Annotated in this window: 20 protein-coding genes; 11 read left to right on the top strand and 9 right to left on the bottom strand. The window is 72.0% G+C overall.

Features of this window, described 5'->3' with window-relative positions; all coding sequences use genetic code 11:
* Positions 1 to 16 precede the first annotated feature (16 nt).
* Complete coding sequence (locus ACH54P_RS41325; RefSeq protein ID WP_489908738.1) at positions 17 to 1,291, bottom strand: diguanylate cyclase; 1,275 nt, start codon at positions 1,289 to 1,291, stop codon at positions 17 to 19.
* Positions 1,292 to 1,499: 208 nt separating this feature from the next.
* Here ACH54P_RS41325 and ACH54P_RS41330 point away from each other — a divergent pair, with 208 nt between their 5' ends.
* Positions 1,500 to 1,757, top strand: coding sequence for a hypothetical protein (locus ACH54P_RS41330; RefSeq protein WP_489908739.1), 258 nt, complete (start codon positions 1,500 to 1,502; stop codon positions 1,755 to 1,757).
* Between the two features lie 36 nt (positions 1,758 to 1,793).
* Here the strand turns inward: ACH54P_RS41330 and ACH54P_RS41335 are convergent, their stop codons facing one another.
* The 3 genes from ACH54P_RS41335 to araD form a co-directional block, all read right to left on the bottom strand.
* Positions 1,794 to 2,993 (bottom strand): MFS transporter, encoded by a 1,200-nt coding sequence (locus ACH54P_RS41335; RefSeq protein ID WP_489908740.1) that lies wholly within the window; start codon positions 2,991 to 2,993, stop codon positions 1,794 to 1,796.
* A gap of 54 nt (positions 2,994 to 3,047) precedes the next feature.
* A complete protein-coding gene (locus ACH54P_RS41340; RefSeq protein ID WP_489908741.1) occupies positions 3,048 to 4,838 on the bottom strand; it encodes a VanW family protein in 1,791 nt (596 codons plus the stop codon).
* 130 nt (positions 4,839 to 4,968) lie between these two features.
* Positions 4,969 to 6,681, bottom strand: coding sequence for an L-arabinonate dehydratase (gene araD, locus ACH54P_RS41345; protein WP_489908742.1), 1,713 nt, complete (start codon positions 6,679 to 6,681; stop codon positions 4,969 to 4,971).
* A gap of 77 nt (positions 6,682 to 6,758) precedes the next feature.
* Between araD and ACH54P_RS41350 the strand changes: the two genes are divergently transcribed.
* From ACH54P_RS41350 to ACH54P_RS41360, 3 genes are read left to right on the top strand one after another with little or no spacing between them, the layout of a single operon-like run.
* Positions 6,759 to 7,412 (top strand): GntR family transcriptional regulator, encoded by a 654-nt coding sequence (locus tag ACH54P_RS41350; RefSeq protein ID WP_489908743.1) that lies wholly within the window; start codon positions 6,759 to 6,761, stop codon positions 7,410 to 7,412.
* A complete protein-coding gene (locus tag ACH54P_RS41355; protein ID WP_489908744.1) occupies positions 7,409 to 7,912 on the top strand; it encodes a metallophosphoesterase family protein in 504 nt (167 codons plus the stop codon). The genes ACH54P_RS41350 and ACH54P_RS41355 overlap by 4 nt, the downstream gene beginning before the upstream one ends.
* 9 nt (positions 7,913 to 7,921) lie before the next feature.
* A complete protein-coding gene (locus ACH54P_RS41360; protein WP_489908745.1) occupies positions 7,922 to 8,908 on the top strand; it encodes a PHP domain-containing protein in 987 nt (328 codons plus the stop codon).
* On the opposite strand, the gene ACH54P_RS41365 is transcribed toward ACH54P_RS41360, so the two are convergent.
* The 3 genes from ACH54P_RS41365 to ACH54P_RS41375 all read right to left on the bottom strand — a co-directional run bounded on the left by ACH54P_RS41365 (position 8,898) and on the right by ACH54P_RS41375 (position 11,251).
* A complete protein-coding gene (locus tag ACH54P_RS41365; RefSeq protein WP_489908746.1) occupies positions 8,898 to 9,551 on the bottom strand; it encodes a L,D-transpeptidase family protein in 654 nt (217 codons plus the stop codon). The genes ACH54P_RS41360 and ACH54P_RS41365 overlap by 11 nt on opposite strands.
* Before the next feature lie 40 nt (positions 9,552 to 9,591).
* On the bottom strand, positions 9,592 to 10,437 hold the full coding sequence (locus ACH54P_RS41370) for a chitosanase (RefSeq protein ID WP_489908747.1): 846 nt from the start codon (positions 10,435 to 10,437) through the stop codon (positions 9,592 to 9,594).
* Positions 10,438 to 10,660: 223 nt separating this feature from the next.
* Positions 10,661 to 11,251 carry a TetR/AcrR family transcriptional regulator gene (locus tag ACH54P_RS41375; RefSeq protein ID WP_489908748.1) on the bottom strand — a complete coding sequence of 197 codons (591 nt, stop codon included), beginning with the start codon at positions 11,249 to 11,251 and terminating at the stop codon, positions 10,661 to 10,663.
* 66 nt (positions 11,252 to 11,317) lie between these two features.
* On the opposite strand from ACH54P_RS41375, the gene ACH54P_RS41380 reads away from it, so the two are divergent.
* Positions 11,318 to 12,817 (top strand): flavin-containing monooxygenase, encoded by a 1,500-nt coding sequence (locus ACH54P_RS41380; protein WP_489908749.1) that lies wholly within the window; start codon positions 11,318 to 11,320, stop codon positions 12,815 to 12,817.
* Here ACH54P_RS41380 and ACH54P_RS41385 read toward each other — a convergent pair.
* Both ACH54P_RS41385 and ACH54P_RS41390 read right to left on the bottom strand, forming a co-directional pair.
* Complete coding sequence (locus ACH54P_RS41385; RefSeq protein WP_489908750.1) at positions 12,783 to 13,952, bottom strand: saccharopine dehydrogenase family protein; 1,170 nt, start codon at positions 13,950 to 13,952, stop codon at positions 12,783 to 12,785. The two genes, ACH54P_RS41380 and ACH54P_RS41385, sit on opposite strands and share 35 nt — an antisense overlap.
* 115 nt (positions 13,953 to 14,067) lie before the next feature.
* Complete coding sequence (locus ACH54P_RS41390; protein WP_489908751.1) at positions 14,068 to 14,709, bottom strand: GOLPH3/VPS74 family protein; 642 nt, start codon at positions 14,707 to 14,709, stop codon at positions 14,068 to 14,070.
* Between the two features lie 172 nt (positions 14,710 to 14,881).
* Between ACH54P_RS41390 and ACH54P_RS41395 the strand changes: the two genes are divergently transcribed.
* From ACH54P_RS41395 to ACH54P_RS41420, 6 genes are all read left to right on the top strand, one after another.
* Positions 14,882 to 16,354, top strand: a complete 1,473-nt coding sequence (locus ACH54P_RS41395; RefSeq protein ID WP_489908752.1) for an APC family permease — start codon at positions 14,882 to 14,884, stop codon at positions 16,352 to 16,354.
* Entirely contained in the window at positions 16,351 to 16,926 is a 576-nt protein-coding gene (locus tag ACH54P_RS41400) for a GNAT family N-acetyltransferase (protein ID WP_489908753.1), read from the top strand. The genes ACH54P_RS41395 and ACH54P_RS41400 overlap by 4 nt, the downstream gene beginning before the upstream one ends.
* 47 nt (positions 16,927 to 16,973) lie before the next feature.
* Entirely contained in the window at positions 16,974 to 18,137 is a 1,164-nt protein-coding gene (locus ACH54P_RS41405; protein WP_489908754.1) for a lactate 2-monooxygenase, read from the top strand.
* Between the two features lie 116 nt (positions 18,138 to 18,253).
* Positions 18,254 to 18,520 carry a hypothetical protein gene (locus ACH54P_RS41410; RefSeq protein ID WP_489908755.1) on the top strand — a complete coding sequence of 89 codons (267 nt, stop codon included), beginning with the start codon at positions 18,254 to 18,256 and terminating at the stop codon, positions 18,518 to 18,520.
* Positions 18,521 to 18,660: 140 nt separating this feature from the next.
* Entirely contained in the window at positions 18,661 to 22,551 is a 3,891-nt protein-coding gene (gene hrpA, locus ACH54P_RS41415) for an ATP-dependent RNA helicase HrpA (protein ID WP_489908756.1), read from the top strand.
* A gap of 99 nt (positions 22,552 to 22,650) precedes the next feature.
* Complete coding sequence (locus ACH54P_RS41420; RefSeq protein WP_489908757.1) at positions 22,651 to 24,426, top strand: sialidase family protein; 1,776 nt, start codon at positions 22,651 to 22,653, stop codon at positions 24,424 to 24,426.
* Positions 24,427 to 24,440: the final 14 nt, after the last annotated feature.

The raw sequence follows: 24,440 nt of genomic DNA on the forward strand, positions 1-24,440 counted from the left end.
CCGGCCCGTCCGGAGATCAGAGGACGTCCGGGATCTCCGGGCGGGTCAGCTCGGTGCGGGTGGTCGCCAGCACCACCCGGTCCCGGCCCGCCGCCTTCGCCTCGAACACCGCGTCGTCGGCCGCCTGCAGCAGGATCGTGTACTCCGTCGCCGTCTCCGGGTACACCGCCGCGCCGATCGACGCCGTCAGCCCGCTGATCACCTCGGGCTTGCCTGGGCGGATCACCGGGACCGGCACCTCGATCCGGGCGATCGCCGTGCGGATCCGGTCCGCGACGGACGCGATCTCCGTGCTCGTGGTGCCCGGGAGCAGGACCACGAACTCGTCGCCGCCGAAGCGGCCGACGTAGTCGCCGCCGCGCACCGAACCCTGGATCGCGGCCGCGACCGCGCGCAGCACCTCGTCGCCCGCCAGGTGGCCGTTGCCGTCGTCGATGGCCTTGAAGTGGTCGATGTCGATCATCAGCACGCCCGCGGTCGACGACAGCTCCGCGGCGCGGGCCAGCTCGTTGCGGGCCAGCTGGACCCAGAACTCCGGGGCGAGCAGCGCGGTCTTGGAGTCGGTGCGCGCGGCGGCCTGGAACTGCGGCAGCAGCAGGCCGATGTGCAGCGCCACCGGCGTCACCATGAGTACCGGCAGCAGCCACGGCCGGACCGTCATCACCAGCGCGATGCCGCAGCCGACGCCGACCGCGGCCAGCACGATCAGCACGTCGGACGGGTTGCCGAACGCCTGCCGCGGCGGCTTGCCCGGGTTGCTCATCAGGATCGCCAGGATCACGAGCACGTAGTTGAGGCCGAAGTAGACGAGCCCGGCCGCCAGCAGCGCGGTCATCCCGCCGAAGCCGTCCAGGTACGGCACGTACGGCGCCACGTGCCCGGTGCCCGCCGACAACACGGCTCCCGCGGCGGCGCAGGCCAGGATCACGGTGGCGCCGGAGAACACCTTCCGGTGAATCACGCCGCGTCGCTTGTAGACGCGCACCCAGGAATGGGCATAACTGACGACGATGACGAGCGTGGCCAGCGGCGGGGGCAGCAGGAGCAGCCCGGCGAAGATCCAGATCGACTGCAGGTGCATGTGCGGCCTGCCGTCGGCAGCGAGCTCGCGGATCCGCTCGATGCGTTGCGCCGCTTCGAGGTGCACGATCTCACCGGCCAGGATGAGGCCGCACCACAGCAGTGACTGGGTCGTGATCGGCACCAGCGCGGCCGTCGCGAGGACCGCGACCAGCGCCAGTGCGTCGACGACGAGGACGTAGCCGAACACCGGAGTGGCCAGCTTCCACATCGCCCACGTACGGATACCTGATCGTGGACGTTCTGAGCTGGGCTTTCGCCCTTGGGACCCGGACAATCCCACGAAACGCCCTTCTTCTCAGGACGGAACTCTTCGCGGAAATCGTCACTGTAATCGAATGAACGCGGTGTGTCACTAGGCCGGTCAGGCTACGGTCCGGTTACCTACCGTGCAAGATCCCTCACCTACAGGAGAAATCATGTCGCACTTCCTGCCCGGCAACAACATCGTCCCCTCCCGCCGCCGCGCGCAGCGGCCGACCGACTGGACCCGGCAGCTCCCCACCGACTGGACCCGCTCGATCCCGACCGACTGGACCACGCGGCAGCTGCCGACCGACTGGACCGCGCGCGAACTGCCGACCGACTGGACCGTGCGCCGGTTGCCCACCGATTGGACCCGCCCCGGCGTCTCGTCACCGCTGCCCGAGTGCCCCACCGACTGGACGCGGTCCTGACCGGCGCCCGGTGACCGGTCCCCCGCGGGGATCCGGTCACCGGGGGTCCGGCTGCGCCCGCCGCCACAGCCTGGCCGCGCCGGCCGCGGCCACCACACCCAGTGCCCCGGCCGCGGCGACGACGCCGTGCGGTGCCACCCGCTCGGCCGCCACGCCGGCCAGCACCACGCCGAGGCCCTGCGACACCCGCAACGCGGTCAGCGCGAACCCGAACGCCTGCGCGCGCTGGCCGTCCGGCGTCAGCTGGACGAACGTCGTGTTCGCGATCAGGTTGTACGAACTGGCCACCCCGGACAGGGTCAGCAGCGCCAACGTGGCCTCCAGGTCCGGTCGCAGCGCGCAGCCCAGCAAGGCCGCGCACGCCAGCACGGCCAGCGGCCCGAGCAGCCGTCCGCGCCGCGACGGCGGGATCCGCGACAGCGCCGCCATGCCCAGCACGTTGCCCAGCGCGTACGACCCGAGCAGCAGCCCGACCACCACGGCGCCGCCCCCGAGTTCGGCGGCGTAGGGCGCGGCGATCGCCTCGCCCGCGATGTAGATGCCGGAGACGCAGCCGAGCGCGACCAGCGCGAGCCGGCGCGGGTCGCCGACGACCACGGTCCAGCCCGCGCGCACGTGCGGCCACCAGCGGACGCCCGGTTCGGCGCGCGGCGGCCGCGCCAGCACCCCGGTGACCAGGAAGACCGCCGACACCGCGAAGCTCGCCGCGTCCGCGAGGAGGGCGCCGCCGGTGCCGAGACCCGCCACCAGCAGCCCGCCGAGCGCGAACCCGGCGACCTGCCCCACCTGCACCAGCATCATCAGCAGGCCCATCCCGGGCACGAACGTCTCGTCCGGCAGCACCTGCGGCAGCAGCGCCGCCCGCGCGGAGTTCCACACCGGGTTGAACAGCTGGACGCCGACCAGCAGCGCCGCCACCGCCGGCAGCGGCAGCCCGGGCGCGGCCATCGCCGTCACGGCGACCGCGCGCAGGACGTCGGACCAGACCATCACCGTGCGCGGCGGGTACCGGTCGGCCAGCCCGGACAGCAGCGGCCCGCCGACGAGGTCCGGCAGGAACGTCAGCGCGTAGGTCAGCGCGGCCCAGCCCGGGGAGTTCGTGCGGTCGTAGACCAGGATCGACAGCGCGACGCGCGCCAGCTGGTCACCGGTGACCGAGACGAGCTGGGCCGAGAACAGCGCCCGGAACTCGGTCACCGCGAGGACGTCCCGGAACCCGACCGCGCGTGCCGTCATGCGCACCCACGGTACCGCCACGGACGCTCTGCGTGAACGTCCGTTAGGAGGGCGCTACCCCTCGCCGCACGTGATCTTCGGCTGCGGGTTGTAGTGGACGGTCCGGGTCGACCGGCTGACCTCGCGGCCGGTGGCGGCGTCCTTGAGCACGCGGGTGTCGGTGGTGGTGAACCCGGGGGCGCCGTTCGAGGCGTGGCAGTTCTCGGCCGGGCCCGGCTTGGTCTGCGGGTCGCTCGGGTTGGAGCGGCCGCCGGGGATCGACTCGACGGTGTAGCGCTTGGTGCCCCACAGCTTCACGGTGATCGACGACGGCGTCCAGATCGCCTGGATGGCGATGCCGGTCGGCGAGTCGTTCGTGAACTTGAGGTCGATGACGCTGGAGCCGTTGGGGTTCTGGAACACCGTCGCCTCGCGCGCGGCGGGGTAGCGGCTGATGTAGTAGCTGTGCTCCTTGTGTCCCGCGTCCTTCATGCCCGCGAAGTAGGACGCGTTGTACAGCGTCGTCGCGAACTGCGAGATGCCGCCGCCGACCTCGCGCCCCGGGGCGCCGTCCTTGATCACGCCCGCCTCGACGTAACCCTGCGCCTTGCCGCGCGGGCCGGTGAACCCGTTGAGGCTGAACGTTTCGCCGGGTTTGACGATGGCGCCGTTCACCTTCTGCGCGACGACCCGGATGTTCGTGCCGGATTCGGGCGCGAAGCCGCCGGTGGTGAATTCGCCGACAACCTCCTTGACGCCCAGCTCGTTGGCCTGCTCGGTGGTCACCTTCGCCGGGCTGTCCTTGTACACGGCCGGGACCTCGCGGCCGTCGGTCTTCTTCAGCACGTCGGGCAGCGGCTTGAGGCTCGGGTCCCAGTCGATGGTCCGGCCGTCGGTGGACGGGTCGACCGTCGGCTTGCCGCCCTCGAAGACGATGGTCGCCTCCTTGCCCTCCTTCTCGGTGGACTTGAGCTGCGGCCCGGCGGCCTCGGCGATCTTGCCGTTGTCGATCTTCGGCGTCAGCCCGCCGCCGTCGGCCGGTTCGAAGGTGATCGCCGCAGCGATCGCTTCCGGCTTCACGGTGGCGTTCTTGCCTTCGCCCTTGATCACCAGCGGGCCCGAGACGGCGGGGCGCGCGAACTGGTCCAGCGCCGCCTGGACGCCTTCGGGGGTGGTGCGGACCGGCGTGCTCGACACCGGCAGCGCGAGGGTCTCGCCGCGTGCCCAGTGCTCGATGACGGCGGCGGTCGCGGCCGGGACGTCGAGCTTCTGCCCGGTCTTCGGCGGCACGGCGACCGGGTTCGCGCCGTCGAACTTCACGGTGCCTTCGACCGGGTCGCGGTCGACCTGGCCGCGCAGCGACTCGAGCGCGGCGGTGAGCTTGGCGTCCTCGGCGTGGCTGACGACGCCGACTTCGCGGCTCGAGAACAGCGACGAGAGCCGGGTGAACGGGTTCAGCGGCTGCTCGCCGGCCTGGTCGAGCGTCTGCGGCCAGTCGAGGCGCAGCCCGGCGAGCGTCGGCGACAGCGTGCCCTGGACGTCGCCCGCGGTCACGGCCAGCGGGCGCGTGAGCCGCGGCTCGATCTTGCCGCGCAGCTCCTGCTCGGCGGCGTCGCGGTCCATCCCGCCGACGTCGACCCCGGCCACGGTCACCCCGCGCGGGACGCTGCCCTGGCTGACCAGCAGGTCGATCCCGTAGACCGCGACGAGCAGGCCGAACACCCCGCCCGCGACCCAGCCGGCCTTGCGGAGGGTGCGTCGCCGGGCGGAAGGGGTGCCCGGGTCCGGATCCGGTTCGGGCCGGACGACCGGCAGGACGTCCGTCTGCTCACCGTGTGACTCGGGCCAACGCGGTTCGTACGGCAACTCTCCACCCCTTCAACGCGGCACCGGGTCCCGCCGGTGACGGGCCTCAGCGTACGGGGCACCCGGACAAGCCGTACGACTCGCCCTAACGGGGGATGAACCGGTCACGGAACGGTCAACCGAGGCGGCCTCAGCCCGCGTCGGGCTCCGGGTTGTGGCCCGCCCGGGCGAGAAAGTCGAAGTCGCAGCCCTCGTCCGCCTGCGTGATGTGCTCGCTGTAGAGCGCGCCGTAGCCGCGCTCGAACCGCGGCGCGGGCGGGGTCCAGTCCGCCCGGCGGCGGTCCAGTTCCTCGTCGGGCACTTCGAGCCGCAGGGCGCGCGACGGGACGTCGAGGGTGATCAGGTCGCCGTCGCGGACCAGGGCGAGGGGGCCGCCGACGTGCGATTCCGGCGCCACGTGCAGCACGCACGCGCCGTAGCTGGTGCCGCTCATCCGCGCGTCGGAGATCCGGACCATGTCCCGGACCCCCTGCTCCAGCAGGTGCGCGGGGATCGGCAGCATCCCGTACTCGGGCATGCCCGGGCCGCCGAGCGGCCCGGAGCCGCGCAGCACCAGCACCGAGTCCGCGGTGATGGCCGGGTCGTCGATCCGCTTCTTCAGGTCCGCGTAGTTCTCGAACACCACGGCCGGTCCGGTGTGGGTCAGCAGGTGCGGCTCGGCGGCGATGTGCTTGATCACCGCACCGGACGGCGCCAGGTTGCCCTGCAGGACGGCGACCCCGCCCTCGGCGGCGACCGGGTTGTCCCGCGGCCGGATGACGTCGTCGTTGTGCACGAGCGCCGGTTCGAGGTTCTCGCCGAGGGTGCGGCCGGTGACGGTGAGCCGGTCGGTGTGCAGCAGGTCGGTCAGCCGCGACAGCAGCCCGGGCAGGCCGCCGGCGTAGTAGAAGTCCTCCATCAGCCAGTCGCCGCCGGGGCGGATGTTCGCCAGCACCGGCACGCGCCGCGCGATGGCGTCGAAGTCGGCCAGGCTCAGCGGGATCCCGCTGCGGCCGGCCATCGCGATCAGGTGGATCACGGCGTTGGTCGAGCCGCCGAGGGCGAGCACGGTGGTGATCGCGTCCGAATACGCCCGCTTGTCCAGCACCTGCGTGATCGTGAGGTCCTCCCAGACCATGCCGACGATCCGGGCGCCGCTCGCCGCGGCCATCCGGTGGTGCGCCGAGTCGACGGCGGGGATCGACGCGGCGCCGGGCAGCGTCACGCCGAGCACCTCGGCGGCCGACGTCATCGTCGACGCCGTCCCCATCGTCATGCAGTGCCCGGGGGAGCGGGCCAGGCCGCGCTCCAGTTCGGACAGTTCGGCGTCGCCGATCAGGCCGGCGCGCTTGTCGTCCCAGTACTTCCACATGTCGGTGCCGCTGCCGAGGACTTCGTTGCGCCAGTGCCCGCGCAGCATGGGCCCGGCCGGGACGAAGATGGCGGGCAGGCCCGCGCTGGCCGCGCCCATCAGCAACGCCGGGGTGGTCTTGTCGCAGCCGCCCATGAGGACGGCGCCGTCGATCGGGTAGGACCGCAGGATCTCCTCGGTCTCCATCGCGAGCAGGTTGCGGTAGAGCATCGGGGTCGGCTTCTGGTAGGTCTCCGACAGCGTGGCCACCGGGAACTCCAGCGGGAAGCCGCCGGCCTGCCAGACACCGCGTTTGACCTGCTCGGCGCGTTCGCGCAGGTGCATGTGGCAGGGGTTGATGTCCGACCACGTGTTGAGGATGCCGATGACGGGCTTGCCGAGGTGCTCTTCCGGGTTGTAGCCGAGCTGGCGGCTGCGGGCGCGGTGGCTGAAGTTGCGCAGCTCCTCGCCGCCGTACCACCGGTGGCTGCGGAGCTCCTCGGGCTTCATCATGGGATCCAGTATGGCATCTGATATACGATCTCGCGGGCCTGGTTGAATGGGCTCCGACACGACCGAGGGAGCGCGCCATGACCGGGACGTTCAGCCTGCCCGCCTCCCGGACCGAAGTGGTCCTGGAGGAGATCCGCCGCGGGATCCTGACCCGGGAGCTCGTCCCCGGCCAGCCGCTCGTCGAAGCGGAGCTGGCCGCGCGGCTCGGGGTGTCGAAGACGCCGGTGCGCGAGGCCCTCAAGGTGCTGTCCAACTCCGGGCTGGTCACCTTCAGCCCGTACAAGGGCGCTTCCGTGGTGACGGTCGACGCCGAGCTCGCGAAGTCCGTCTACGACGTGCGGATGGTGCTCGAGCCCGAAGCCGTCCGCCGGACGGTCGAGCAGCGCGACCCCGAGCTGCTCGAAGACGCCGCGGACGCGCTGAAGGAGGCGTCGGCGGCGATCGCGGACAAGGACCAGGCCGCGCTCAGCCTGCTGAACCGCCGGTTCCACCGCGCCCTCTACCGCGGCTGCGGCAACCCGCTGCTGGTCAGCATCCTCGACAACCTCAAGGACCGCGCGGCGCTGATCAGCGTCGTCGGCTGGGAGGCCAACCCCAGCTGGAAGAAGGAGTGGACCGAGCACAAGGCGGTGCTCGGCGCGGCCAAGAAGGGTGACGCCGAGGGCGCGGCGTCGCTGCTCAAGGACCACATCGGCGGGTTCCTGGAACGGGTGCTGAAGGCCATCGGATGAGGCTGCTGCTCATCTCCGACACGCACCTGCCCGCCCGCGCCCGCGCGCTGCCGGAGCAGGTGTGGCGGGAGGTCGAGACCGCCGACGTCGTCGTGCACGCCGGCGACTGGGTCGACGTCGCCCTGCTGGACGAACTGGAAGCCCGCAGCAAGCGGCTGATCGGCGTCTACGGCAACAACGACGGCCCGGCGCTGCGGGCGCGGCTGCCGGAGATCGCGCGGGCGGACCTCGACGGCGTCCGGCTGGCCGTGATCCACGAAACGGGCGCGAAGCAGGGCCGGGAACAGCGGTGCGACGCGCAGTTCCCGGACACCGACGTGCTGGTCTTCGGGCACAGCCACATCCCGTGGGACACGGTCACCCCGGCCGGGATGCGGCTGCTCAACCCCGGTTCGCCGACCGACCGGCGCCGCCAGCCGTTCTGCACCTACCAGACCTGCCGGATCGAGGCCGGCGCGCTGACGGACGTCGAGCTGCACGAACTGCCCCGGAGGGGGTAGACAGGTTCCATGGATCCGGCGTGGGCGTTGCGGGAGATCGCGTTCCAGCTGGAGCGCGCGGGTGAACCGACCTACCGGGTCCGCGCGTTCCGGAACGCCGCCGCGACCGTCGACAAGACCGCCCGCGAGCAGCTGGAACGGCTGGCGGAGAGCGGCACGCTGACCTCGCTGCCCGGCATCGGCAAGGCCACCGCCGGCGTCATCGAGGACGCGCTGGCCGACCGCGACCCGGCGTACCGGTCGAAGATCGTCGAGAAGGAGCTGCCGGACGGGGAGCCCCTGCGGTCGGCGCTCAAAGGCGACTGCCACACCCACTCCGACTGGTCGGACGGGGGCAGTTCGATCGGCGAGATGGCGGTGGCCGGCCGGGACGTCGGGCACGAGTGGATGGTGCTGACCGACCACTCGCCGCGGCTGACGGTCGCGAACGGGCTCTCGCCGGACCGGCTGCGCACACAGATGCAGATCGTCGCCAAGGCCAACGAACTGATGGCGCCCTTCCGGCTGCTGCAGGGCATCGAGGTCGACATCCTCGACGACGGCTCCCTCGACCAGGAGGAGGAGCTGCTGGGGCAGCTGGACTTCGTCGTCGCGAGCGTGCACTCGAAGCTGCGGATGCCGTCGAGGGACATGACCCGGCGGATGCTCGCGGCGGTCCGGAACCCGCACGTGCGGGTGCTGGGGCACTGCACCGGCCGGCTGGTCGTCGGCCGCGGGCGTCCCGAATCGGAGTTCGACGCCGAAGCCGTGTTCACCGCGTGCCGCGAGAACGGCGTCGCGGTGGAGATCAACTCCCGGCCCGAGCGGCTCGACCCGCCGATGAAGCTGCTCCGCCTGGCCGCGGAGATCGGCTGCGAGTTCGCCATCGACAGCGACGCGCACGCCCCCGGCCAGCTCGACTGGCAGGGGTTCGGCTGCGAACGCGCGATCAAGGCCGGGATCGGGCCGGAGCGGATCATCAACACCCGCACGGCGGACGAGCTGCTCAGCCGCTGATGGCGATGACCGGGTGCCGGGCCGGGTCGAGCCAGCGCAGGATGGCGTCGAGGTCCGGGGCGGGGATCGCGACGCAGCCCGCGGTCGGGCGGCCGTCGGCGATGTGCAGGAAGAACGCCGAGCCCGCGCCCGGGACCACGGGATCGCGGTTGTAGTCGATGACGACGGCCTGGTCGTAGACGGCGCCCGCCCGGCCGAGGTTCTCACCGGCGGCCTCGTCGAACGGGCAGGTGCCGGGTGCGCAGGAGAAGTGCGTGTTGTAGTGCGGGGACTTCGCGTCGGACACCCACCAGTCGGTGGTGGTGACCCGGCGGTAGGGCAGCCGGGTGACCGCGGGCTTCCCGCCGAACGCCTCGGTCAGGGACCAGACGCCGGCCGGGGTGCGGGACGTCGATTCGCTCGCCTGGCCGACGCCGTTCTTCCCGACGTACGCGCGGATCGGGCCGTGCGCGCGGACCCAGTCGTCCCCGGTGCGTTCCCAGGCGGTGAGGACGGCGGTTGTCGCGGCCGCCGAGTCCGCGACGACGGTGACCACCTGGCCGGCCGTCCCGCGGAAGGCCGGCGAGGCCGCTCCGGCGGGGGCGGCGGCGCCGGTCAGCAACGCGGCCGCGGCCAGCGTGGCACCGAGGGACCTCCTGCGCATGCCGGAGAGCCTAACGGTGCCACGCGGGCCGCGCGCGACGTCAGTTGATGGTGTAGGAGTCCCCGTACACCTTCCACTTCAGCGGGGTGTGCAGGTCGAAGTTGCCCGCGTTGAGGAACACCAGCTGCTCGGTGTCGACGCGGGAGGTGTCGGCGTGCGCCTCCTCCTGCTTCATGATGACCTTGCGGGCGTCGAGGAACGCCTTGAGGTACGTGGTCTCGTTGCCGCCCTGGGCCGGCGTCTTCGCCTTCTTCATCGCCGTCTTGCGGATGCCGCCGAAGCTGTCGGAGCTGTCGCCGGGGCCGTGCATGACGATGGCGTCGTAGTAGATGAACTGGCCCAGCGTGCTGAGGCCGTCCGACTTGCCCTGGTTCACCGCGGGGTTGAAGTAGACGCGGTCGCGCTCGTTGTTCTGCGCGGTCTGGAACGCGCTGGTGGCCGCGGCCTGCTTCCACGCGCTCACGAACGCCGAGCCGAGCCCGGCGTGCGAGTCGGTGCCGTTCACCTTGCGCAGCGGGGGAAGGTACTTCGCCAGCGGGTTGTCCGGCACGGAGTTCGTGTAGGCCTCGACGAGTTCCAGCATGTCGCCGGTGCCGGAGCAGAAGCCGATGATGCCCGCGGTGTAGCCGCGGCCGTCGCCGATGTCTTCGATGTACTTGTACTGCGCCTTCCAGTCCAGCGAGGAGTTTTCCGCGCTGGAGACCAGCTTCATCGCGATTTCCTTCTTGGCCGGGGCCGAAAGGTCCCCGGCGGCGAGCGTGGCCGCGCTGCTGGCGGCCAGTGGCGCGGGTGCCGCCGTGGAGAGCGCGGGGGTGGTGATCACGAGGGCCGCGACCGAGGCCGCGCCGAGCGCACCGATCAGGACCGGCCGCAACTTCTTGCTCATGGGGAAAACCCTTTCCGCGGAATTCGCCGTGCGGGGACACGGCACTTCGGGCATGGCGGACGAAGCCCGGAATCCGGCGGCCCGGGGGCGACCGGTATCGGGGCATCGGGTGGTGCTGCGGCGTAGCGACACGGTAGCGAAGGGTCAACGGGGTCCACAAGAGGCGGAATTCGTTCATGTTCGTGAACGGTCTGGACCACCGCACGAGGTCCTCAAAGGACGTTCAGCGGGCCCCGGCGAACAGGCGGATGACGGCGGGCAGGACGTTCACCGGGATCGTCGGGTCGATCGCGCGCTGGACGCCGAGCCCGATGCCGAGGCTGAGCAACGCCGTCGCGGCGTCGTCGGCCGACATCGGGAGCGTGATCCCGAACCGCTCGGCGTACCGGGTGAGCAGGCCGGCGATGGTGTCGCGGATCGCCCGGTCCCGCTTGGCCAGTTCGGCGCGCACGTGCGGGTTGCGCCGGGCGTTCGTGGCGAACTCGACCTCGAGCGCGGTCCACGCCTCGTCGCCGATGCTGCGTTCGGCCCAGGTCTGGAACGCCGTCAGCAGCCCGTCGACCCCTTCGGCGCCGACCAGGGCGCCGGCGACCAAGGCGACCTGCTCGTCGTGGATCCGGTCGAGCACGGCGAGGCAGAGCTCGTCCTTGTTGCGGAAGTTCGAATACACCGCGCCCTTCGAGTATCCGGCCTCGTCGGCGACCTTCTCCAGCGACGTCACCGAGTAGCCGTCGCGCAGGAAGAGCACCTTGGCGGTCTCGATCAGCTGCTCGCGGGTGCGCGCCTGGCTTTCCGCGCGGGTGAGTCGGGCCATGCCTGCACTCTAGCCAGGTCCGGAATCGGGGTACCGACAGTATCGAGATACTGTTAGTCTCCGAAAATGGAACAACGCCACTTCGCGGTCCTCGTCGTCGGTGCCGGCGCGTCGGGGCTGGGTGCCGCCATCCGCCTGACGCAGGCCGGGGTCGACGACCTGGCCGTGCTGGAGAAGGCCGCCGAGCTCGGCGGGACCTGGCGCGACAACACCTACCCCGGCTGCGCCTGCGACGTCCCGTCCGCGCTGTACTCGTACTCCTTCGCGCCCAATCCGGAGTGGACGCGCGCGTTCGCCGGGCAGGCCGAGATCCGGGCCTACCTGCGGGACACGGCCACGCGCTTCGGCGTCACGGGCAGGATCCGGTACGGCGTCGAGCTGACGCGGGCCCAGTGGAACTCCCGGGACGCCCGGTGGGAACTCGAGACGTCACAAGGCCGCTACACCGCGCGGATCCTGGTCGCCGGCACCGGGCCGTGGCACGAGCCGCGGATCCCGGACCTGCCCGGCCTGGACGGCTTTCCCGGCGAGGTCTTCCACTCCGCGCGCTGGAACCACGGCTACGACCTGACGGGCAAGCGGGTCGCGGTGATCGGCACCGGCGCGTCCGCGGTGCAGTTCGTCCCGGAGATCGTGCCCCGCGTCGGGCGGCTGCACCTGTTCCAGCGCACCGCGCAGTGGGTGCTGCCGAAGCCGGACCACGCCGTCCCGCGGCTGGAACGCGCGCTCCTGCGGCGGTTCCCGGCGCTGCGGCGGGCGTTGCGCGCGGCCGAGTACGGCGCGATGGAGACGCTCGGCTTCGGGTTCCGGCACCCGTGGCTGCTGCGGCAGGTGCAGAGGATCGGGCTGGCGCACCTGCGCCGGAACGTCCGGGATCCCGTGCTGCGCAAGGCGCTCACGCCGGACTACACGCTCGGCTGCAAGCGCCTGCTGATGTCGAACACCTACTACCGCTCCCTGACGTCGTCCACTGTGGACGTCCACCCGGCGGCCGTGGCCTCGATCGAGGGGAGCCGGGTGCTCGGTGCCGACGGCTCGGCCGCCGAGGTCGACGCCATCATCTTCGGCACCGGCTTCCACATCCTCGACATGCCGGTGTCGGCGCGCGTGTTCGACGGCGACGGCCGCAGCCTCGACGACCACTGGCAGGGCAGCCCGCAGGCGTTCGCCGGGACGAGCGTGGCCGGTTTCCCGAACCTGTACCTGCTGCTCGGGCCGAGCCTGGGCACCGGGCACTCGTCGGCGTTCACGATCCTGGAGGCGCAGCTGCGGCACACGGTGGCCGCGGTGACCCGGACGCTGCGGCCGGGCCGGGCTTCGCTGGCGGTCCGCCCCGAGGCGCAGGCGGCGTTCAACGCCGAGGTCCAGGCGGCCCTGCCGGGCACGGTCTACCAGTCCGGCGGGTGTTCGAGCTACTACACGGACGTCAACGGCCGCAACAGCTTCAGCTGGCCGTTCTCCACCGGACGGCTGCGGACGCGGGTCGGCTCGTTCGACGAAGCGGACTACGTCGTCACCGCGGCCGGCCCGGTCACAGCGTCTCGAAGCGCAGGCCTGCCTTCGTGAGCCGATCGACGAGTGCGCCGCCCATCGCGGTCGCCGTCGTCACCTGGCCCGCGGTTTCCGGGAGGTCGTCGGTGGCCAGGCACAGGGCCGACTCGGCCAGCATCTTCGCCGTCTCGTCGTAGCCGGGGTCGCCGCCCGACACCTCCGTCACGACCCGGGAGCCGCCGCCTTCGCCGTGGAACCGCACCGAGAACCACGAACGCGCCCGGCGTTCGGGGCTCGGGCCGTCGCCGGGGGCCAGCCGGCGGGACAGCGCGCGGCGCGCCGGCGGGATCTGCGCCGCCGCGAACAGCGCGCCGACCCCGAGGGCGCCGCCCGCCAGCACCGGCAGGTGCTTGACCGCGGCGAAGTGGCGGTAGGTGAAGTCCGGCCCGTACCGCTCGGACGCGGCCGCCGACCGGCGGACGACCTCCGGGTCGATCGTCGGCAGCGGCACCGCCCACCAGCCCGGGCCGGCCACCCGGTGCGGGCGCCCGAGCGGGGCCCGCGCGAACCGCCCGGCGGGCCGCGGCTCGGCGGCCGACCGCTCGCGGGCGACCCGGGCGCCGGCGGGCAGCCGGGACATGACGGTCAGCGCGCTGAGGAACGTGCCGCCCGAGGGCATCCCGCTCGCCCGGACGTAGCCGTCGATCCGCAGCGGGACCCCTTCCGGCAGCTGCCGCACGGTGAACCACACGCCGAGGTCGTGCGGGATCGAGTCGAACCCGCACGCGTGCACCAGCCGCGCCCCCGTCTCGCGGGCGCGGCGGTCGTGCGCCAGGTACATCCGGTCGACGAACTCGGGCTCGCCGGTGAGGTCGACGTAGTCGGTGCCGGCTTCCGCGCACGCCGCCACCAGCGGCTCGCCCTGCGTCAGGTACGGGCCGACCGTCGTGATGACCACCTTCGCCGCTTCGGCGACCGCCCGCAGCGACGCCGGATCACCCGAATCGGCGACGAGCAGGTCGAGCGAGGCGAACCGGTCGTCGATCTCCGCGAGCCGCGCCCGGACGGCTTCGAGCTTGCCGCGGTTGCGCCCGGCCAGCGCCCAGCGCAGGTCCGCCGGCGCGTGGCGCGCCAGGTACTCGGCGGTGAGCCCGCCGGTGAACCCGGTGGCGCCGAACAGGACCACGGCGTACTCGCGCTCCTCGGGCATGTCTCCTCCTGGCTGACGTCGACGGCGGACGCGCCCAGGTTACCCGCCGGTCACAAAGGAATCCGGAGGATCACCCCAGGCCGGGACCTCCGCCACCCGGAGCCGCCGAAAGGGTTCATCTGCGGTCGCCCGTGTAGACGACAGCTGCCGCCACCTCGGCGACCCCGCTGATGACGTCGGCGATCCGCCGCGGCAGCGCGTGGTGGGTGTCGGCCATCCACTCGCGCACCTGCGCCCGGCCGAGTTCCGGCTCGCACAGGTTGTCGACGCCCGCGGTCCAGGCCAGCAGCGCCAGGCAGGCCGCGTGCGGGTCGGGCCGGTCGACGCCGAACACCGCGGCCCGCGCCCGGCTGCGCGCCGCCGTCGACACGAGCAGGTCCGCCGGCGGGTAGCGGTGGGTCCGGCGGAAGAACACCCGATCGGGGACCCGCTCGACGAGCCCGCGCGCGACGAGGTGGTCCGCGGCGACCGACGGCAGTTCTTCACGCAGGTGGTCGACCCAGTCGCGCACCCGGTACGTCGTCGTTTCCGAAACAATTCCGGAAAACACGCGGTCGGCCGCCGGAATGCCCGGCGGCCGTCCGGTGATCGGGCGGACTTTCCGGTCTTCCACCGTGATCCGGTCGGTGAACAGCAGGTCGCACAACGCCGCGCCGGCGAGGCCGATGCCCAGCGAAGTCCGGCTGAGCACCGCCCGCCCGGTGAACTCGTCGTGGCCGAGGAAGAAGAAGGCATCGACCAAAGTGAGCCGGCGCATGACGGAAACGGGCCCCCGGGGGTTCTCGGCGAAGGCGTCGAAGATAGCGCTACGGCTTCGGCCCGCTTTCGGTGCCGTCACGCTTTACCCCGAACGGACGTACCGCCGCCCGGGGCGCACCCCTACTCTGGGGCACCGCCGCCAAGATCACGAACGGCGTGGGGGAAGGTTCATGGGAACCCGGACGCCGGGGCGTCACGGCCTCGGCAGCAGGCGGCTCGGTGCCGCCCAGATCGTCTTCTTCGTCGTCGCGGCGGCGGGTCCGCTGTTCGCGGTCGCCGGCGGGGTGTCGGCGACCTACGCGGTGACGGGCAACGTCGGCGTGCCGCTGTCGTTCGTGCTGCTCGCCCCGGTGTTGGCGCTGTTCGCCGTCGGGTACGCCGCGATGAGCCGCTACACCACGAACGCCGGCGCCTTCTACCCGTATGTGGCGCACGGGATCGGGCGGTCGGCGGGCGCCGCCGTCTCCTACGTGACGGTGCTCGCCTACAGCTCCATCCAGCTCGGCATCTACGGCCTGTTCGGCCTTTCCGCCGCCACCTGGCTCGACGCGGTGTTCGGGCTCAGCGTGCCGTGGTGGCCGGTCTCGCTGCTGATGGTGCTCGTCGTCGGGGCGGGCGGGGTGCTGCGGATCGACCTCAACGCGAAGGTGCTCGGCGTCGCGCTGGGCCTTGAAGTCGCGGTGCTCGTGGTGGTCGACGTCGCCCTGTTCACCCACCCCGCCGGTGGCGCCGTTTCGCTGGTCCCGCTGGCGCCGTCGAGCCTGTTCACAGCGGGCGCCGGCGCCGTTTTCGCCTTCTCCCTGGCGGTTTTCACCGGGTTCGAAGGCGCCGCGACCTACGGCGAAGAGTGCCGCGACCCGCGCCGGACGGTCGGGCGCGCGACGTACGTCGCGATCGCCCTGACCGCGGTCCTGTTCGTCGCCTCGTCACTCGGGATGGCGGTCGCGGTCGGCCCGGAGCACATCGTCGAGCGGGCCGTGGCCGAAGGGCCGGGCCTGGTGTTCGGGCTCGGCGCGCAGCACGTCGGGCCGGCGTTCGCCGACACGGCGTACGTGCTGTTCCTGACCGGCCAGTGCGCCGCGCTGCTCAGCTTCCACAACGCCGCCGCCCGGTACTTCTTCGCACTGGGCCGGGAAGGGCTGCTGCCCGAGGGCTTCAGCCGCACGAGCAAGCGCACCGGCGCCCCGATCGGGGGCTCGCTGGTCCAGACCGCGATCAGCGTGGTCGTCGTCTCGGTGTTCGCGCTGGCCGGCCGGGACCCGTTCACCGAACTGTTCACCTGGACCGGCGTCACCGCCTCGACCGGGGTCACGATCATCATGATCGCGGTTTCGCTGTCGGTGATCGGGTTCTTCCGGCGCTACCCCGGCCGCGAGACGTGGTGGCGGCGCCGGGGCGCGCCCGCCCTCGCGGCGGTGGCGCTCACCGCGGTCCTGGTGCTGATCGTCGCCCACTTCGACGTCCTGCTCGGCCCGGCGGGCTCGGTCCCGCTGCTGCGCTGGGGCCTGCCGGGGCTGCTGGTGCTGGCCGGGCTGGCCGGCTTCCTGCGGGCCGAAGCGCTGCGCACCCGGCGTCCGGACGTCTACGCGGGGATCGGTGGCCCGGTGCGGGACGACGACGAACTCGTGCGGGAGGCACGATGAGCGACGTCCGCGCGGCCGAACCGTCCGAAGCGGACACCGTGGTCGGCGTCCTGACCGCCGCGTTCCACGACGACCCGGTGAGCCGCTGGGTGTTCCCGGGCGAGGAGCGCCGCCGCACCGGCGCCCACCCGGCGTTCTTCCGCGACATCGTGGGGGCCGGGTTCGCGGCCGGCCGCGTCGAGGTGACGGCGGACCGCTCGGCGGCGATCGTCTGGCTGCCCAGCGGCGGCGGCGGCGGTGACGGCGGCGGCCCGGTCGCCGGGCTCCAGGCGGCCGAACTCGACCGGCTGGGCGTCCTGCTCGCCCTGATGGCCGAGCGCGAACCGCCGGAACCGCACTGGCACGCCCAGTTCCTCGGCGTCGTGCCCGGCCGGCAGCGCCAGGGCGCCGGCGCGCGGCTGCTCCGGCACGGCCTCGCCCGGTTCGACGCCGAGGGCGTGCCGACCTACCTGGAAGCCAGCTCGCCGGACAGCGCGCGGCTCTACCGGCGGCTCGGGTTCCGCGACCACGGGCCCGCGTTCTCGCCGCCCGGCGGGCCGCCGATGCAGCCGATGTGGCGTGCCCCGGCCTGAGCCGTTACCGGCGAGTACAGTGCCCCCTCGAAGGTGAGGAGGCAGCCGTGACCGAACGCTTCGGCAGCTATCAGAACGAGCTCTACCTGCAAGGACTCGGTGGTCAGCTGCCGCCGTGCTCGACTGACGCGACGAAGCTCGAAGCGTCGGCCCGCGAGGTCATGGCGCCCGGCCCGTTCTCCTACGTCGCCGGCGCGGCCGGCTCCGGCGCGACCGCCCGCGCCAACCGCGAGGCGTTCGACCGCTGGCGCGTCGTGCCGCGGATGCTGACCGGCGCCACCGACCGCGACCTGGCGACGACGGTGCTCGGCACCCGGCTGCCCGCGCCGGTGGCCGTCGCGCCCGTCGGCGTCCAGTCGATCGTCCACCCGGACGCCGAGTCCGCGACCGCCCGCGCCGCCGCGTCCGTGGGACTGCCGTTCATCCTGTCGACGGCGTCCTCGACCGGCATCGAGGACGCCGCCGCGGCCAACGGCGACGGCCCGCGCTGGTTCCAGCTGTACTGGCCCGGCGACGCGGACGTCTGCGCGAGCCTGCTGAAGCGGGCGAAGAACGCCGGCTACACGGCGCTGGTCGTCACGCTCGACACGTGGACGCTGGCCTGGCGACCGTCCGATCTGGACCAGGCGTACCTGCCGTTCCTCAAGGGCGAGGGCTGCGCGGTCCCGTTCACCGACCCGGTGTTCCGCGGCCTGCTCGAGAAGACCCCGGAAGAAGACCCGAACATGGCGATCCTGCGCTGGATCGGGATGCTCACCGGCACCGACCGGACGTGGGACCAGCTGCCGTTCCTGCGCGAGCACTGGGACGGCCCGATCGTCCTCAAGGGCATCCAGCACGTCGCCGACGCGCGCCGCGCGGTCGACGCCGGCATGGACGGCATCGTGGTCTCGAACCACGGCGGCCGCCAGGTCGACGGCGCGATCGGGGCCCTGGAAGCGTTGCCGGGCATCGTCGCGGCGGTCGGCGACCGCCTGGAGGTGCTGTTCGACTCGGGGGTCCGCACCGGCGCCGACGTGCTCAAGGCCGTCGCGCTCGGCGCGCGGGCGGTGCTGGTCGGCCGCCCGTGGGTGTACGGGCTGGCCCACGCGGGCGAGGACGGCGTGCGCCACGTGCTGCGCGGTCTGCTGGCCGACTTCGACCTGACCATGGGCCTTTCCGGCCACCGCACCCTCGCCGACCTGGGCCCGGACTCGCTCCAGCGAAGCTGAGATAACGAAACGGGAAAGCGGGGGACAGCCGCGCGGGCGGCCGCTACTGTTCGAGTCCCATCGCGGGCCGTCGGGGGCGGCCGGCTCCCGTTTTCCTTTCCCGTTGGGGGTTTTCCATGTCCGGCATCGCCATGCGCATCGGCATCCTCTTCGCCGTGCTCGGCTTCGGCACGCTCATCCTCGAGCAGTTCGACTACGAGTTCCGCATCCTGTCCTGGGCCACCGACATGCAGCCGGCGTTCGGCATCATCCTCGGCCTGGTCGGCCTCGCGCTGATCGGCGTCTCGGTGGTCACCGGCCGCGCGAAGGCCGCGCCGCAGCCGCCGCAGCAGGCTCCGGGCGCGCAGCAGCAGTACCCGCAGCAGCCCGGCCAGCAGGGCTGACGCTCCTGGTCCGTGAAGGCCCCCGCACCGGCGTCTCGGCCCGGTGAGGGGGCCTTCGCCGCGTCCGGGGGTGCGCCCGGTCACGCCACGGGGATATTCGGAGGCCCGGTTCGTCACGCACGGCTATCCTTGGCCCGAGTATGTCCACGCCACCCCCTTTCGAAGCGCTGCGTGCGCGCCTGCCCGAGCTGATGCCGCGCGACGAGCAGCGGCTGCGCCGGCGGCTCGAGGGCGCCCGCAAAGCGCGCGACCGTGACGCCGTCCTCGCGCGGATCGCCGCCGACGTCGACGCCGCCGAGCTGCGCGTGCAGTCGCGCCGCGAGAGCGTGCCGAAGATCGAATACCCCGCCGAGCTGCCGGTCAGCAAGCTCAAGGACGAGATCGGGGCGGCCATCGAGCGGCACCAGGTCGTCATCGTCGCGGGGGAGACCGGCTCGGGCAAGACCACCCAGCTGCCGAAGATCTGCCTCGAGCTCGGCCGGGGCATCCGCGGCCAGATCGGGCACACGCAGCCGCGCCGGCTGGCCGCCCGCACGGTCGCCGACCGGATCGCGAGCGAGCTGAAGACCGAGCTCGGCGACGCCGTCGGCTACAAGGTGCGGTTCACCGACCAGTCGGGCCAGGACACGCTGGTCAAGCTGATGACCGACGGCATCCTGCTGGCCGAGATCCAGACCGACCGGTCGCTGCGCCAGTACGACACGCTGATCATCGACGAGGCCCACGAGCGCAGCCTCAACATCGACTTCATCCTCGGCTACCTCAAGCAGCTGCTGCCGCGCCGCCCCGACCTGAAGGTGATCATCACCTCGGCGACGATCGACCCGGAGCGGTTCTCGAAGCACTTCGACGACGCGCCGATCGTCGAGGTCTCCGGCCGGACGTACCCGGTCGAGGTGCGCTACCGGCCGCTGGTCGACCCCGACGACCCCGAGGGCTCCGGGGACGCTGACGAACGCGACCAGACCCAGGGCATCCTCGACGCCGTCGAGGAGCTGTGCGCCGAGGGCCCCGGCGACATCCTGGTGTTCCTCTCCGGCGAGCGCGAGATCCGCGACACCGCGGACGTCCTCAACCGGGCGGACCTGCGCAACACCGAGGTCCTCCCGCTGTACGCGCGGCTGTCGGCGGCCGACCAGCAGCGCGTCTTCCAGTCGCACACCGGGCGCCGGGTGGTGCTCGCGACGAACGTCGCCGAGACGTCGCTGACCGTTCCGGGCATCAAGTACGTCGTCGACCCGGGCACGGCGCGGATCTCCCGCTACAGCCACCGCACCAAGGTGCAGCGGCTGCCGATCGAACCGGTGTCGCAGGCGTCGGCGAACCAGCGCAAGGGCCGCTGCGGCCGGACCTCCGACGGCATCTGCATCCGGCTCTACTCCGAAGAGGACTTCGAGAGCCGGCCGGAGTTCACCGACCCGGAGATCCTGCGGACCAACCTGGCGTCGGTCATCCTGCAGATGACGTCGCTGGGCCTCGGCGACATGGCGGCGTTCCCGTTCGTCGAGCCGCCGGACCGCCGCCAGGTCGCCGACGGCGTCGGCCTGCTGCAGGAGCTCGGCGCGTTCGACAGCGTGAACCCGGCCGACCGGCGGCTGACCGACGTCGGCCGCAAGCTCGCGCAGCTGCCGGTCGACCCGCGGATGGGCCGGATGGTCCTGGAGGCCGCGAAGAACGGCTGCGTCCGCGAGGTCATGATCATCGCGGCGGCACTGTCGATCCAGGACCCGCGCGAACGGCCGGCGGAGAAGCAGCAGGCCGCCGACGCGCAGCACGCGCGGTTCGCGGACCCGACGTCGGACTTCCTGGCGTACCTGAACCTGTGGGAGTACGTCGCCGAGCAGCAGAAGACGTTGTCGGGCAACCAGTTCCGGCGCATGTGCCGCACGGAGTACCTGAACTACCTGCGGTTGCGCGAGTGGCAGGACATCTTCAGCCAGCTGCGTCAGCTGGCGAAACCGCTGGGCATCTCGTTGAACACCACGCCGGCGGACCCGCAGCGGGTGCACACGTCCCTGATCGCCGGGCTGCTCTCGCACATCGGGCTCAAGGACCCGGCGAAGGGCGACTACCTGGGCGCACGCGGGGCCCGGTTCGGCGTCTTCCCCGGGTCGGCGCTGTTCAAGAAGCAGCCGCGCTGGGTGATGTCGGCCGAGCTGGTCGAGACGTCGCGGCTGTGGGCGCGGGTCAACGCGCGCATCGAACCCGAGTGGGTCGAGCCGCTGGCGCAGCACGTCGTCAAGCGCAATTACTCCGAGCCGCACTGGGAACGCAAGCAGGGCGCGGTGATGGCGACCGAGAAGGTGACGCTGTACGGCGTCCCGCTGATCGCCGACCGCCGCGTCAACTACGGCCGGATCGACCCGGAGATGTCGCGCGCGCTGTTCATCCGGCACGCGCTGGTCGAGGGGGACTGGCAGACGCGGCACAAGTTCTTCGCCGAGAACCGGGCGCTGCTGGAAGAGGTCGAAGACCTCGAAAACCGCGCGCGGCGGCGGGACATCCTCGTCGACGACCAGACGCTGTACGAGTTCTACGACGAGCGGGTCCCGGCGGACGTCGTCTCCGTGCGGCACTTCGACAGCTGGTGGAAGAAGGCGCAGCGCGAAGATCCGGACCTGCTGTCGTTCGAAAAGTCCATGCTCATCAACGAGACCGCGGGCGGGGTCCGTGAATCGGACTACCCGGACTCGTGGACGCAGGGCACGCAGGTCTTCAAGCTGACCTACCAGTTCGAGCCGGGCGCGGACGCCGACGGCGTCACCGTGCACGTCCCGCTGCCGGTGCTGAACCAGGTGACGCCCGACGGGTTCGACTGGCAGGTACCGGGGCTGCGCCAGGAGCTGGTGACGCAGCTGATCAAGTCGCTGCCGAAGGCGCTGCGGCGCAACTTCGTCCCGGCGCCGGACACCGCGGCCTACGTCCTTACGCGAGTGTCCCCTTCGGACGGTCCGCTGCTGGAGGTGCTGGGCCGCGAGCTGCGTGCGTTGCGCGGGATCACGGTGCCCTACGCGGACTGGGACGTCGCGTCGCTGCCGGAGCACCTGAAGATGACGTTCCGGGTGGTCGACGAGCGCGGGCGGCGCGTGGCCGAGGGCAAGGACATCGCCGAGCTGCAGCGCCGCCTCGCGCCGAAGGTGCGCGAGACGATCTCGAAGGCGGCCAACACCCTCGAGAAGGCCGGGCTGACGAAACCCTCGTTCGGCTCGCTGCCGCAGGTGTTCTCCTCCCGCCAGCGCGGGCACGACGTCAAGGCGTACCCGGCGCTGGTCGACGAAGGGGCGACGGTCGCGGTGCGGCTGCTGGACACCCCGGCGGAGCAGGACCACGCGATGTGGGCGGGCACGCGGCGGATGCTGCGGCTGAACCTGAACTCGCCGATGAAGTTCATCACGAGGTCGCTGTCGAACTCGTCGAAGCTGGTGCTGAACCGCAACCCGCACGGCAGCGTGGCGGCGTTGCTCGAGGACTGCGTCGACTGCGCGGTGGACGCCCTGATGACGGCCGGCGGCGGCCCGGCCTGGGACGAAACGAGCTTCAAGGTGCTGCTGGAGAAGGTCCGCGCGGGCCTGCACCCGGCGGTGCTGGACGTGCTGACGGAGGTGGAGAAGATCCTCCGCGCGGCGAACGACGTCGAGGTGCAGCTGCCGTCGTCCCGAGGCCCGGCGGAGTCCCTGGCGGACATCCGCGCCCAGCTTTCCGGCCTGGTGTACCCGGGCTTCGTGACGGCGACCGGCGCTTCCCGCCTTCGGCACGTGGTGCGCTACCTGCAGGGGATTTCCCGCCGCCTGGAGAAGCTGCCCACGGAGCCGACGCGCGACCTGCAGCGGACGGCGGACATCGCGTGGATCACCGGCGAGTACGCCGACGCGCTGGCTTCGCTGCCGCCGGGGACGTCGTCACCGGCGTTGCGCGAGGTGCGGTGGATGATCGAGGAACTGCGGGTTTCGTTCTTCGCCCAGACGCTGGGGACGGCGCACCCGGTGTCGCTGAAGCGGATCACGAAGGCCCTGGACGACGCACTGGCGTGACGCCGGGAATGTCCGGCTCCCCACTTCCGTCGGTTGACCGCGTCCTTTCGCGGGTCAAGCCTGGGTCGGCTGGAGACCTTCCTGGGAAAGGACTTTCCGATGTCCTTGGGTGTTTCGTCCGCCAGACGGAGAATCGTCGCCGCCTGCACCGCGCTCTTCTTGCCACTCGCCGTCGTGCTCGCGCCGGCCGCCCACGCGGCCGCCGGGGGTGCGCCGCTGCCCGTGGATCCCGCGCACGGCAAGCACAAGATCGCCGCGGCCGCGGAGGGGCCGCGGCACGATGTGCCGAATCCGCTGCTCAAGGAGCGGTTCGCCGAGGAGGAAGAGGAGGACGGCGACGATCCCGCGCTGTCCGCGCTGTGCCAGACCTACCTCGGCCACCCGAACCCCTACCGGCCGCTCGCGCCGAACACCGACGTCATCGACGGTGACACCATCGTGCCGACCGGCAGCCAGACCGGCTGCAGCACCGCCCAGAACGAGACGACCATCGCCGTCAACCCGGAGAACCCGCGCAACATCGTCGCCGGGGCGAACGACTACCGGCTGTACAACACGCGCGAGGCCCGCAACGACTCCGGCGGCTTCGCCTACACCTCGTTCGACGGCGGGCGGACCTGGGCGAACGTCCAGCTGCCGCACCTCGACTTCCCGACCGGAGCGGCGGCACCGCTGTCCTACATGGACGCCGCGGGTGACCCGGCCATCGCGTTCGGGCCGCACAACACCGTCTACTACGCGACTCTCGTGTTCAGCCGGGCGGAGGTGCCGGAAGACCAGCAGCTCGCCAGCGGCATCGCCGTCTCGGTGTCCCACGACGGCGGGCGCAGCTTCGGCGACCCGGCGATCCTGCACCTCGACGGCGTCACGCCGGCGGGCACGCCTACGCCCACGAACATCTTCAACGACAAGGAGTGGATCGCCGCCGACCCGGTCTCCGGCGACGTCTACGTGACCTGGACGCAGTTCACCTACGACGCCGACGGCGCGTTCACCGAGTCGCCGATCGTGCTGTCGAAGTCGGGCGACTTCGGCCGGACGTGGTCGCCGATGCGCCGGGTTTCGCCGTCGCTGTCCGGTTTCCACGGCGGGATCACGCCGTACGGCAGCGGCTCGAACCCGGTGGTCACCCGCGACGGGACGCTCCAGGTCGCCTACGAGACGTCGGTGTGCGCGACGGCCGCGTGCGACCAGCCGGCCGACCACGACGCCGTCGTCGTGGCGACCTCGCGCGACGGCGGCCGCACCTTCCGGCACACCGAGGTGGCGCTCGACTTCGACTTCCCGGTCGACGAAGACGTCGCCAACAACGCGCTGACCGGCGAGAACTTCCGCGTCAACAGCTTCCCGCAGCTGACCTACGACCGGGTGACCGACCACCTGTGGGTGACCTGGGCCGACGACCGCAACGGCGTCTACCGCGACGGCGAGTCGGTGCGGACGAACGGCGACGCGTTCCTGAGCGGCTCCGACGGCCGGCACGGCTGGTCCAAGCCGGTGAAGATCGGCACGGGCGCCGACGAGGTGTTCCCGGCGGTCGCGGCGCTGGCCGGGCGGGTCGCGGTGACGTTCTACACGCGCGCCTACGACCCGCACGGCATCGGCCTCGACTACGCGTACGCGACGGGCTGGGGCGACCGCATGTCACCCCTGCGCCGGATCACGACGCAGACGGCGAACCCGCAGGTCCAGTTCGTCTCGACGGGCGCGGTGACCGGCAAGGAGCTGCAGGGAGTGTTCATCGGCGACTACACCGCGGCGGCGGTCGGCGCGGACTTCCGGGTGCACCCGTGCTGGACCGACTTCCGCGGCAACCCGGGCCGAACGCTGCCGAACCAGGACGTCGGAACGCAGAGCCTCCCGATGTTCCCGTAGCCGGACGAGCCGTG

The organism is Amycolatopsis sp. N2S4-7, assembly GCF_058119595.1.

Coding starts and splice junctions, on each gene's coding strand:
- ACH54P_RS41325 (WP_489908738.1), bottom strand. CDS start 1,291: ATGTGGAAGCTGGCCACTCCGGTGTTCGGCTACGTCCTCGTCGTCGAC.
- ACH54P_RS41330 (WP_489908739.1), top strand. CDS start 1,500: ATGTCGCACTTCCTGCCCGGCAACAACATCGTCCCCTCCCGCCGCCGC.
- ACH54P_RS41335 (WP_489908740.1), bottom strand. CDS start 2,993: ATGACGGCACGCGCGGTCGGGTTCCGGGACGTCCTCGCGGTGACCGAG.
- araD (WP_489908742.1), bottom strand. CDS start 6,681: ATGATGAAGCCCGAGGAGCTCCGCAGCCACCGGTGGTACGGCGGCGAG.
- ACH54P_RS41350 (WP_489908743.1), top strand. CDS start 6,759: ATGACCGGGACGTTCAGCCTGCCCGCCTCCCGGACCGAAGTGGTCCTG.
- ACH54P_RS41355 (WP_489908744.1), top strand. CDS start 7,409: ATGAGGCTGCTGCTCATCTCCGACACGCACCTGCCCGCCCGCGCCCGC.
- ACH54P_RS41360 (WP_489908745.1), top strand. CDS start 7,922: ATGGATCCGGCGTGGGCGTTGCGGGAGATCGCGTTCCAGCTGGAGCGC.
- ACH54P_RS41365 (WP_489908746.1), bottom strand. CDS start 9,551: ATGCGCAGGAGGTCCCTCGGTGCCACGCTGGCCGCGGCCGCGTTGCTG.
- ACH54P_RS41370 (WP_489908747.1), bottom strand. CDS start 10,437: ATGAGCAAGAAGTTGCGGCCGGTCCTGATCGGTGCGCTCGGCGCGGCC.
- ACH54P_RS41375 (WP_489908748.1), bottom strand. CDS start 11,251: ATGGCCCGACTCACCCGCGCGGAAAGCCAGGCGCGCACCCGCGAGCAG.
- ACH54P_RS41380 (WP_489908749.1), top strand. CDS start 11,318: ATGGAACAACGCCACTTCGCGGTCCTCGTCGTCGGTGCCGGCGCGTCG.
- ACH54P_RS41385 (WP_489908750.1), bottom strand. CDS start 13,952: ATGCCCGAGGAGCGCGAGTACGCCGTGGTCCTGTTCGGCGCCACCGGG.
- ACH54P_RS41390 (WP_489908751.1), bottom strand. CDS start 14,709: ATGCGCCGGCTCACTTTGGTCGATGCCTTCTTCTTCCTCGGCCACGAC.
- ACH54P_RS41395 (WP_489908752.1), top strand. CDS start 14,882: ATGGGAACCCGGACGCCGGGGCGTCACGGCCTCGGCAGCAGGCGGCTC.
- ACH54P_RS41400 (WP_489908753.1), top strand. CDS start 16,351: ATGAGCGACGTCCGCGCGGCCGAACCGTCCGAAGCGGACACCGTGGTC.
- ACH54P_RS41410 (WP_489908755.1), top strand. CDS start 18,254: ATGTCCGGCATCGCCATGCGCATCGGCATCCTCTTCGCCGTGCTCGGC.
- hrpA (WP_489908756.1), top strand. CDS start 18,661: ATGTCCACGCCACCCCCTTTCGAAGCGCTGCGTGCGCGCCTGCCCGAG.
- ACH54P_RS41420 (WP_489908757.1), top strand. CDS start 22,651: ATGTCCTTGGGTGTTTCGTCCGCCAGACGGAGAATCGTCGCCGCCTGC.